This is a genomic window from Longimonas sp. (genome assembly GCF_046498435.1).
GTDB lineage: Bacteria > Bacteroidota > Rhodothermia > Rhodothermales > Salinibacteraceae > Longimonas.
This window is the reverse complement of record NZ_JAWOAR010000043.1, coordinates 1-9,808: the sequence shown is the minus strand read 5'-3', so window position 1 is coordinate 9,808 and position 9,808 is coordinate 1. Positions and strand designations below refer to the sequence as shown.

Annotated in this window: 6 protein-coding genes; 3 read left to right on the top strand and 3 right to left on the bottom strand. The window is 60.8% G+C overall.

The genetic code is table 11. The annotated features are described in order from the left end of the window. Nucleotides 1-542: 542 nt before the first annotated feature. From R6U20_RS01765 to R6U20_RS01755, 3 genes are all read right to left on the bottom strand, one after another. Nucleotides 543-947, bottom strand: a complete 405-nt coding sequence (locus R6U20_RS01765) for a DUF5615 family PIN-like protein (protein WP_410336155.1) — start codon at nt 945-947, stop codon at nt 543-545. Then, nucleotides 919-1,167: a DUF433 domain-containing protein gene (locus R6U20_RS01760; RefSeq protein WP_410336154.1), complete on the bottom strand. Its 249-nt coding sequence runs from the start codon at nt 1,165-1,167 to the stop codon at nt 919-921. The genes R6U20_RS01765 and R6U20_RS01760 overlap by 29 nt, the downstream gene beginning before the upstream one ends. 1,233 nt (nt 1,168-2,400) lie before the next feature. Then, nucleotides 2,401-4,986 carry a zinc-dependent metalloprotease gene (locus tag R6U20_RS01755; RefSeq protein WP_410336153.1) on the bottom strand — a complete coding sequence of 862 codons (2,586 nt, stop codon included), beginning with the start codon at nt 4,984-4,986 and terminating at the stop codon, nt 2,401-2,403. A gap of 1,344 nt (nt 4,987-6,330) precedes the next feature. Between R6U20_RS01755 and R6U20_RS01750 the strand changes: the two genes are divergently transcribed. Genes R6U20_RS01750 through R6U20_RS01740 form a run of 3 tightly spaced genes read left to right on the top strand, consistent with a single transcriptional unit; the run spans nt 6,331 to nt 9,559 of the window. After that, nucleotides 6,331-7,830 carry a sodium-dependent transporter gene (locus tag R6U20_RS01750; RefSeq protein WP_410336152.1) on the top strand — a complete coding sequence of 500 codons (1,500 nt, stop codon included), beginning with the start codon at nt 6,331-6,333 and terminating at the stop codon, nt 7,828-7,830. A gap of 38 nt (nt 7,831-7,868) precedes the next feature. Then, nucleotides 7,869-8,492: a redoxin family protein gene (locus R6U20_RS01745; RefSeq protein WP_410336151.1), complete on the top strand. Its 624-nt coding sequence runs from the start codon at nt 7,869-7,871 to the stop codon at nt 8,490-8,492. 35 nt (nt 8,493-8,527) lie between these two features. Further along, nucleotides 8,528-9,559 (top strand): hypothetical protein, encoded by a 1,032-nt coding sequence (locus R6U20_RS01740; protein ID WP_410336150.1) that lies wholly within the window; start codon nt 8,528-8,530, stop codon nt 9,557-9,559. Nucleotides 9,560-9,808 lie beyond the last annotated feature (249 nt).

Below are 9,808 nucleotides of genomic sequence, written 5' to 3'. Positions count from 1 at the left end.
GCATGTGTGGCACCGGCCTTCGGCGGAGAGCGGTGGATCCCGGGTCACATCCGAGATGACTTGATTGAGAGGGCCCTCCCATAGCTGGGGCCCGCTTGCGTCTCCGGCGGTATCTGTTCCAGGTCCCCGTTTGCGTTTGTCATGCATCATGCTAATCACCGTCCGATGGATCTACAGGCATCCCAAACGGGGCAGAGCCCCTAAAAAGTGCGTCACAAGGCAGAGCCTTGCGACGAGCGTAGAGCAAGTAAACCTTAGCCGGATGTGCCCATCTCGGGCATCACACGCACATCCACCCCTCAGTCGCTGCGCGACAGCTCCCCTCTCCAGGGGAGCGATTTGGGGTTTGCTGCTTTACCTTACACCCCAACGTCATCCTGACGCCCCCGGCGGAAGGATCTCAACGCCAGCCCTGCATGTGTGGCACCGGCCTTCGGCGGAGAGCGGTGGATCCCGGATCACGTCCGAGATGACTTGATTGAGAGGGCCCTCCGATAGCTGGGGCCCGCTTGCGTCTCCGGCGTGTGTCCTGCCGACCACTGTCAGGGTTGCTTGCGCTTCCTGTACTTTTTCTCATCGACGGTGAAGAGCGTTCCGGCAAACGAGGTCTCCGTTTGTAGCAACATCGCCAGCGTTCGGTGCACAGCGCGGACCTGCCCGGGGTCAGGAGATACATGGAGTACGATGATCCCATGATGGGATGAGGGAGGATACGAACGGATATCACCAAAGCCTCGATCGGTCGTCACCAGAACAGCTTCTTTACCCAAGGCCGTCTGGTAGACCTCAGCATCCGGTGCGCCCGCCATACCGAGATCTTGAACACGATGCACCGTGCATCCTGCCGCTCGCATCATGCGAACGGTCTGCGCAAATGTGCATTCATCCGCGATAAACAGCGGTTCCTGGTTCGATTCCTCACTTTCTGGCGGGCTCGGATCTGGCATAGACCTCTTCCTCTTGCACAACGGTATGGGCGTACCGGATACACGCTAAGACATCCTCGCGTGTGATGTGATCATAGTACTCGTCGATGATCTCGCTGATGGAGAGCCCTTCTCCCAAGAGACCAAGCACCATGTGAACAGGAACCCGGGTGCCTGCAATGACGGGCTTGCCGTGATGCACCTCAGGGTCAACTTCTATGCGATGGGCAATGGTAGCCATGGGGTGTCTGGGTCGTGTGGAGTACCATGTTTACAGAGACGGTACGTCTTCCAAAGCGTATTCGTTCGCTTCAGTAACGGAGGAGCATGTCGCGAATCCAGACGGGGCAGAGCCCCTAAAAAGTGCGTCACAAGGCAGAGCCTTGCGACGAGCGTAAAGCAAAGAACCCTTAGCCCGGGATCAGGAGCGAAGCGGATATCCCGGGCGGCGTCTCCGGCGCCCTGTAGTGGTCGGGACGTGCCCATCTCGGGCGTCACATGCGCATCCACCCCTCAGTCGCTGCGCGACAGCTCCCCTCTCCAGGGGAGCAATTGAGTCAGTGCTCCTCCATTTGTCTCCCCCTTCTCTGAAGGGGTACGTGTTTAGCGCAGGAAGAAACAGGTGCAAGCGCGCTACCCGAAGCCGCTCCCCTGGAGAGGGGAGCGATTTGGGGTTTGCTGCTTTACCTTACCCCCCAACGTCATCCTGACCCACGACGACCGTCGGGGAGGAAGGATCTCAACGCCTACCTCGCACAGGTGGCACGCTCCCGGCATCTTCGACCACTCCCTAATGCTTCGGGCTAAGAGAAACCTCGAGTCGGATGCCTATGGCCTGTCCTGCACGGTTGGTACAAGTCTCCCCATACCGGGCTCCCCTTTGCAAGCGTGGCGGCATTGCTTCTCAACAGGTCATCCTGAGATGCTTCACTGCGTTCAGCATGACGACAGAGGAGGGAGCGCCTCACAATGCCGAGCTGTTGTTCGCGCTCCCAAGTCATCCTGACGCTCCCGGCGGAAGGATCTCAATGCCAGCCCTGCACGTGTGGCACCGCACCCTTTTCTCCTGGCGTCAACGCTCCTGCGTCTACCAGGGCTTCGCTACATCCCCGACAACCGAAACGGGGCGGAGCCCCTCAACGAGAGCGTCACAAGGCAGAGCCTTGCGACGAGCGTAAAGCTTTTTTTGACTGCTCAGGTGCGACAGCTCCCCTCTCCAGGGGAGCGATTGAGTCAGTGCTCCTCCATTTGTCTCCCCCTTTTTTGAAGGGGGATTAAGGGGGATGTCGGACACCATCTTTGGTGCAGGTCCTGGATCCCGGCTCGGAGGCCGGGATGACTTTACGCGGAGGCTTCCCTATAGCCGGGCATCGCTCGCATGCCCGGCGACTTCAATGCCCCCGCAACAACAAAACGCCCGCCTTCCTCCGAAGAGAAAAGCGGGCGCTGCACTGCTTGAACCGATAGAAGCAGATTAGCTCTCCAGCACCTCGTCGATCAGGTGTTGCAGGTGCGCGGTGTGGGCTTCGGTTTCGGCGTTGATGCCGGTCTTGCCGTCGATCATGTCGTTGATCTGCTGCAAGCTACGCAGGGCGGCCGAGCGCGCCACGTAGTCGTAGCTGTCGTTCTCCTCCTCATCCAGCACACTGGAGAGCGCCTGCACGTACTCCACCTGCAGGTTCTGGCGGAACGTGTTCACATCGCCATCCGCGTCGGCTTCGAAGATGGCCATTGTGAGGTCGTCCATGTACTCGGCGAGCGGATACTCGTTGCCGTAGAGGCGCGCATCCGTCATCCGCGTGAGCACGGTGGGGTGCAGAATGTGTGCCAGCACCATCCGCTGCATGCCGAGCGCGCGGGCGTGGATCTTCGGGTCTTCAGTCGTGCCGAAGAAGTCAAATCCACGGCGCTGCTGCTGCAGGTGGTTGTAGATCTCGTTCGGGATGTCGAACGCATCCGGTGCGAACAGGTGCGTGCGCAGCAGTTCAAGCGCGGCCTCTTGCTCGGCGCGCGGCACGGGTGTGAACGGCTGCGTGGCGCCCGGCTGGTCGATCATGGCGCGTTCGCGGTACACCCCGCCGATGAAGCGCGAGGCCGAGTTCACCATGTTGCCCATCTCGCCGGTGAGGACCAGATACGCGTTGCGGAGTGGCTCATACGAGTCGCCCGACTCATCGTACTTGTCGAGCAGCTCGGTCATCGTCTCCGACAGGATATCGAAGCGGCCCTCCGCGTACTCAACCGGGTCGCTGGAGATCGTGTTAATCATCACGCGCGGGTCGATGCCCTTGCCCGGACTCCGCATGTCGTCGGCGTCGTTGCCAAAGGCCAGTTCCGGCTCCGTGGAGCGGTTCAGGTGCGCCTGCATCTGATTCTCGTCGTTGAGATCCGGGTCGTATCCAAACTCGATGGCCCAGGTGTCATACGCACCCGGACGGTCGATGAAGAACGTCTCCTGCTCGTCCGTGTCGTCGGTCAGATGCACGGCCGGATAGTCCATCACCGAGCCGATCAGTCCCTGCTCGGCAATAACCTCGGGATCTTGCAGCTCGTCGGGCGAGAGCAGGTTGTGCGCCTGCATGTTGTGGTTGAGGCCGAGCGTGTGGCCCACCTCGTGCAGAATCAGGTAGTAGAGGCCCTGCTCCACGTATTCGGTGACCTCGATTTCAGAGGCATTCTGCGCCTGCAACACCTGCAAGCCGGTCAGCAGATTCTGTTGCATGGTCGTGCCCAACGCGCATCCGGCGTGATTGGCAGAGGCCGATTCGGGCGTGTGGGCCTGCATCTCAGCAAGCGACTGCTGCGCCCAGTCGGGGAGCGCGGCGGCATCAAACACATCCTGCTGGCGGAGGCGGTTGGTCAGGTACACAAACTCCAGCATGATGTCGGAGCCGATGATCTGCCCGGTGTGTGGGTTCACGAAGCTGGGACCGTAGCCGCCAAACGGAGGCGTGGGCGAGGACGTCCACCGCAGCACGTTGTAGCGGATATCGCCCGCGTCCCAGTCGGCACTATCGGGCTGCACCTTCACTTCGATCGCGTTCTCAAAGCCCGCCGCTTCGAACGCCTCGTTCCAGGCGAGCGTGGCCTCGCGAATCACCGGACGAATCTCTTCGGGCGTGGTGTTTTCGATCCACCATACGATGGGTTCGACCGGCTCGGAGAGCTCCGCCTCTGGATCCGCTTTTTCGAGATGCCACCGGTTAATGAGGTCGCGGTACGGCGTGGCGCTTGTGGAGGTCTGGTTGTCGACCTGCTGCATGAAGTAGCCTACACGCGGATCGTCGAACCGGGGTGTGTAGTCGGTCTCGGGCATCTCGATGAGGCTGTGCTGCACGGTAATACCCACCGAGCGCGCATCGGTCACGGCATTGCCCCCGCCCGACAGGGGCTGCGGGTTGTCGTAGACATAGTTGACGATGAAGTCCGTGTTTTCCGGGTAGTTACGGATATCCGCGTACCGCGTCTTATCACCGTTCAGATTGCCCAGCGAAAAAGCCGTGGGCGGCTGCTGGGGCGACGGGGTCGGCTTGACCTGATGCAGCGCCTCAGTCAAGAACAGTTCGTCAGCGCTAATCAGATAGCGCCCGCCATCGGTGGTGTCCTGGGCCACAATCTCTTGCGAGGCCAGACGCGCGGGACTGATGTTGGCATCGGCGGCGCGGCTCAGGGGATTGCTCGGGTCGAAGTAGAACGAGGTATTCACCTGCTCGAACTCGATGCGGTCGTAGTAGCGCTTCAGGCGAAACACCTCATTATCCCGAAACTGCCCGCGAAAGTGTCCGGCCACGGGCGCGCCGTCTTCGGTGAAGGTGAAGTAGACATACTCACTATCGAGCTGATCCTCACGGATGAGCATCTGAAGCGAGCCGTCGGTCGTATCGCGGTAGACGGTGAAGAGTCCGTCCATCTCCTCGGCGGATTCGACCGCCTCTTCGATGTCGGAGGTGGGCTCGGAGGACGAATCGGTGTCTTCATCGGTCACCGGACGCGGGGCGCATCCAGTAAGTAGCAGCGCCAAAAGCGCTACCAATGCAGCAAAGCGAGAAACAACGGTCATGATGCATTCCAAGGGGTCTGTGGAGGGGCATAGGCGCATCTTGCAAATATATGAAAAATGAAGACGGATGCGTATGTCGTGCCATGAATGACGTGTGGATGTTATACAGATGCCGCGTCTGTACTGCGAATCCCATCTGTGGCGCGCCATTGGCTCGCCTGTTTGGCCCATCGCCTCATCGTCAAGGGTCGTTTCCGGCCCCGTCCACGCTCGCGGTGTGCGTCTTCGGCGTAGACACAACAGAATAGATGCGACGCTGCGGATCGGACGCAGGAGCGGCTGCAACCCAACCATTGACGTGTGACACACCACTACTGTTGTGTCAACCCTCATTTTGATGGTTGCCTTGCAATCACCCTCCCACGAAGCCTGTCATGGTGAGCGCAGTCGAACCATCTCCTTGGTGTGTAGCAGGAACTTTTCGGGACGGCACGACACGCGTATCCATCTTGGTTTAACCCACAGAATGACCTGTGACACAGCACTACTGCTCTGTCAAGGATAATTTTTCGGGTTGTGTGATAGTATGGAATCCCTCCCCCTAAATCCCCCTCCTCCGAGGGGGACTTGGGAAGTGGCACCTCACAGTTCCTTCCTCCCCGGGGAGGAAGGGTAGGATGGAGGGGAAAATACGCATCTGAACCCAACCTTTCAGGGTTGACACAGCACTATTGCTCTGTCACAGATGATTCATGGGGTAACGTATGGACTCCCATTTTATAGTCATCCCGGACAAGGCGCCGCTGGCGCCGCTGATCCGGGATCCATTCGCCGGTTGAGGGCGAGCTCACTCCGCTAATACATCCCTCCATTGGGGCATGGATCCCAGATCGTCGCTCCGCTCCGTCTGGGATGACGGTGTGGGGGCATAAACAAGCATTTCTGCATGTTCAACAGCGATCATATGTATAGCACAACGCATTCTGAGAGAGGTGCGTTACTACCCCAAGATTGACCTGTGACAAAGCACTACTGTTGTGTCACACCTGAATGTTAGGGTGCGGAGTCTGTGCCAAACTCTGTGTCCCCCCAAAACCTGTCATGCGGACCACGTCGAACCATCTCCTCGACGCTCAGCGGGGCTATAGGCGATTGAACGGCCCTGCCAACCTTGGGGGAGATCTTTATTCACTGCGTTCATCAGTCGCTTCGCTCCGCTCAAGATGACAGCATGCGAACGGGGACCTTACAACCCAAAGATTGACCTGTGACACAGCACTACCACGTTTCCTGAGGTGCTGTCTCTGTATCAGCGATGTGCGTAAGTGGTCAGTTCTTTTATACATTGGGGCACGCACCCCGCGCATCCCCCTGTATTTTTGAATTCAACGTGGCTCAACGGCTATGGCTTCTTCCTCGAACGCACGATTTTCTACGCGGTGGACGCTCATTTTGAGCGTGCTGGGCATTGCGGTAGGCACCGGTAACATCTGGCGGTTCCCGCGCATTGCGGCGACGACCAGTGGCGAAACGGGGGCCGGGGCGTTCTTGGTGGCGTGGGTTATGTTCTTGTTTCTGTGGAGCATCCCGCTTATCATTGCCGAGTACGCCATCGGGCGCAAGGGCCGCATGGGCGTGGTGGGCTCGTATGTGCAGATGGCGGGCGAAAAACGCGGCTGGATGGGCGGCTTCATTGGCGTGGTCACGACCGCCATCATGTTCTACTACGCGGTGGTGGCCGGGTGGTGCTTGTTCTACTTTTGGGAGGCGCTGTCGTCGCCGCTCCCGCTTTCGAATGAAGCCGCCCAGGCCGGATGGGATGCGTTTCAGTCGGGCGGTACGCCCCTTATCGTGCATGCTCTGGCCATGGGCGCAGGCACGCTGGCGGTGTGGAAGGGCATCTCCTCGATTGAGCGCGTAAACCGCGTGCTCGTCCCGGCGCTCTTAGGGATTCTGGTCGTGGCGCTCATCCGCACGTTCACGCTACCGGGCGCATGGGAAGGCATCGCCTTTCTGTTTACGCCCGAGTGGGCGCTGCTGGCCGATCCACGGCTCTGGCTGGAGGCGCTCACGCAGAACGCGTGGGACACCGGCGCGGGCTGGGGGCTTATCCTCACCTACGGCGCGTACATGCAGTCGCGCCACGGCGTAGTGTCGAACGCGCTCATCACGGGCATCGGCAACAACATTGTGTCGCTCATGGCTGCGGTGATTATCTTTGGCACCGTGTTCGCTGTGCTGGGCACCGACATGTCGCAGGGCCAGGTGCTCGACGTGATGCAGACCAGCGGTCCTGCCGGCACCGGCCTCACCTTCATCTGGATGCCGCAGCTCTTCGAGGAGATGGCGTTTGGGCGTCCGCTCGCAATGCTCTTCTTCCTGGGACTGGCCTTTGCGGCGCTTAGCTCACTCATCTCTATGATCGAACTGGCTACGCGGTCGTTTGTGGATGCGGGGGTGCGGCGCTCCACGGCAGTTGGGTGGGTTGCCGGACTCGGCTTTCTGCTGGGCATCCCCTCGGCGGTGAACCTCAATATCTTCGCCAACCAGGACTTCGTGTGGGGCGTGGGACTGCTCATCTCGGGCGCGCTCGTGGCGCTGGCGGTGATCATATACGGCCCGCGCGCCTTCCGCACGGAAACCATGGGCCACGGCGGCGAAATCAACCCCGGCACCACGTGGGATACGCTCATTACATACTTTATTCCGCTGCAAGCCGTTATCGTATTAGGCTGGTGGATCTACCAATCGGTGTTTGTGTTTGCGCCCGACACCTGGTTCAACCCGCTCGATCCGTTCAGCCTCATGACCTGCCTGCTGCAATGGGGACTGGCCGGAATCGTGCTGTGGGCGCTGAACGACCGGTACGTAAGCCGCATGATGGAGCGCGCGCCGTCGTCGTAACCCATTCTCACTGCATCCCTTATAGACTGGTGATCGTTATGCGTACGCTTTCTGCTGGATGGCTGCTGCCCGGTATGCTTCTGATCAGTACGCTTTTGCTTGGAGCTCACCCGGCCCATGCGCAAACCGATACGCTGTCGCTGGGCAGCTCCCTGCCCGAGGCTACGCTCTACGATGTGCAGGAAGAAGCATCCGTATCAACTGATGCGCTTCAAGGGCAACAGGCCACGGTCGTGCTCTTCTGGAGCAACCAGTGCCTGTGGATCGACCGCTACGAGGAGCGCGTGCTCGACCTGCGCGATACGTTTGCCGAGCGTGGCGTGCAGTTTGTGTTTGTGAACGCAAACGACGCCGAGGCTTTTACCGACGAAGGACGCCGCGCCAGCGCCGAGCAAGCCCAGTCGTATGGCGATCTCCGCTATGTGCGCGATGGGGATGCCACCTTCGCCCGCCAACTTGGGGCCGAGCGCACCCCTCATGCGTTTCTGTTTGATGCGGAGGGCACGCTCGTCTACCGCGGCGCCGTCGACGACAGCCCCGGCAGCCCAGACGAGGTAGAGGCGGCCTATCTGCGCGAAGCCATCCAGGCCACACTCAACGGCGAATCGGTGCCAGAGGCTGATACGCGCCCCTTCGGATGCATGCTCAAACCGCCCCGCTGAAGTCGCATCGCTTTTTTTCCTATCGCTCATCTCGCATGCCTACCTTCGCACGTTCCGCCTGGGCCGATGCCCTGCACGCCACCGCCCATCACTGGACCGATCCCGACCACGAGCCGCGCCAAGCGGCCATTGAGGCGGCTGCAGATGCCGACAACTACCCGTTCACCGAAGCCCATATCACTTTCGCCGTGAACCAGCAGATGGATGCGGCGGTGCAGGCCTCGCTTCACGATGTCGCACAGCACCCCACGGGGCCAGAAGCCTTGCAGGTCGAACTGGCTGCCCACGTGCCGCTCTACGGACTGCCCCTGATTGCCTACCTGACCCTGCGGGGCACACGCGTGTATCTTGCGGATGCGCCGTCGGAGCGCCCCGTGCTCCATGCCGTGCTGAGCGCCGCGCAGCAGGCGCTGTCGGTGGAGGCCGAGCACGCCCCCGTGCAGTGGGAGACCTCGGCTCCCCAATCTGCCCCCACCGCCGTCATGGGCCCGCCCAATGCCGACGCGATGGACACTGCCGACTACGCGTGTCCCGACTATCCCGCCTGGGTCGTCCTCGACGGCAACGAATCTGCCGACGAGCGCGAGGCGCTGGCCGAGGACCTCCTCGTGTACGACGGCGAATCGCCCCAGCACGTGGACCTGATCTGGGCGCCCGAAGACGTACTGCCTGACGCCTATCTTGAAGCGCTCGCCCACATGCGGGCGGCGGTGCCCGCCCATGAGCGCATCCCCGGCACGCTCCAGATGCAGCGTGCCTTGCTTGAGGCACAGGATCAGCCGCACGCGTACACCGAAGACCTCACATTTCTCTTCAGCAAAGGCGTTCCCGAGCCTCAGCGCGGACTGCACGTGCGGTGGACGCCCTACGACGCGCTCACCGAGATGTCAGAGGCGCTCGACAGCGCAGACACATCAGTCGGATCCGTGCGATGCCGCGCTGCCATTACCGAACGCGTACAGCGCCATCTGCCCGCCGACGTACGCGTCGAGCCGCTGGGCACGCTGCACCGCACCACCTGGTGGCCGCCCGCCGTGCAGACCCTGGCGAGTGCGTTGGATCGGTAGGTGGAGCACGCCTTGCATCCGTTATTGCAAGATGGAATCCAAACATAGCCGGAGGTCATGTGCCAAATGCGGTCGGGCTCACTCCGTCCAGGATGACGAAGCGGCGGGCCAGGCACTCAACCCCAGACCCTGTCATTCCGGACTTGATCCGGAAACGAGCAGCGCGAGTTCACGCCAGTAATTCACCCTGCAAACTGATGCCTGCACCGCCGGGCTCGCCTCTGTTCTGGATCCTGGATCTCCGTTCGC

What these genes read in the sequence shown, in the direction of transcription:
- R6U20_RS01765 (WP_410336155.1), bottom strand. Translation starts at nt 947, where the DNA reads ATGCCAGATCCGAGCCCGCCAGAAAGTGAGGAATCGAACCAGGAACCG.
- R6U20_RS01760 (WP_410336154.1), bottom strand. Translation starts at nt 1,167, where the DNA reads ATGGCTACCATTGCCCATCGCATAGAAGTTGACCCTGAGGTGCATCAC.
- R6U20_RS01755 (WP_410336153.1), bottom strand. Translation starts at nt 4,986, where the DNA reads ATGACCGTTGTTTCTCGCTTTGCTGCATTGGTAGCGCTTTTGGCGCTG.
- R6U20_RS01750 (WP_410336152.1), top strand. Translation starts at nt 6,331, where the DNA reads ATGGCTTCTTCCTCGAACGCACGATTTTCTACGCGGTGGACGCTCATT.
- R6U20_RS01745 (WP_410336151.1), top strand. Translation starts at nt 7,869, where the DNA reads ATGCGTACGCTTTCTGCTGGATGGCTGCTGCCCGGTATGCTTCTGATC.
- R6U20_RS01740 (WP_410336150.1), top strand. Translation starts at nt 8,528, where the DNA reads ATGCCTACCTTCGCACGTTCCGCCTGGGCCGATGCCCTGCACGCCACC.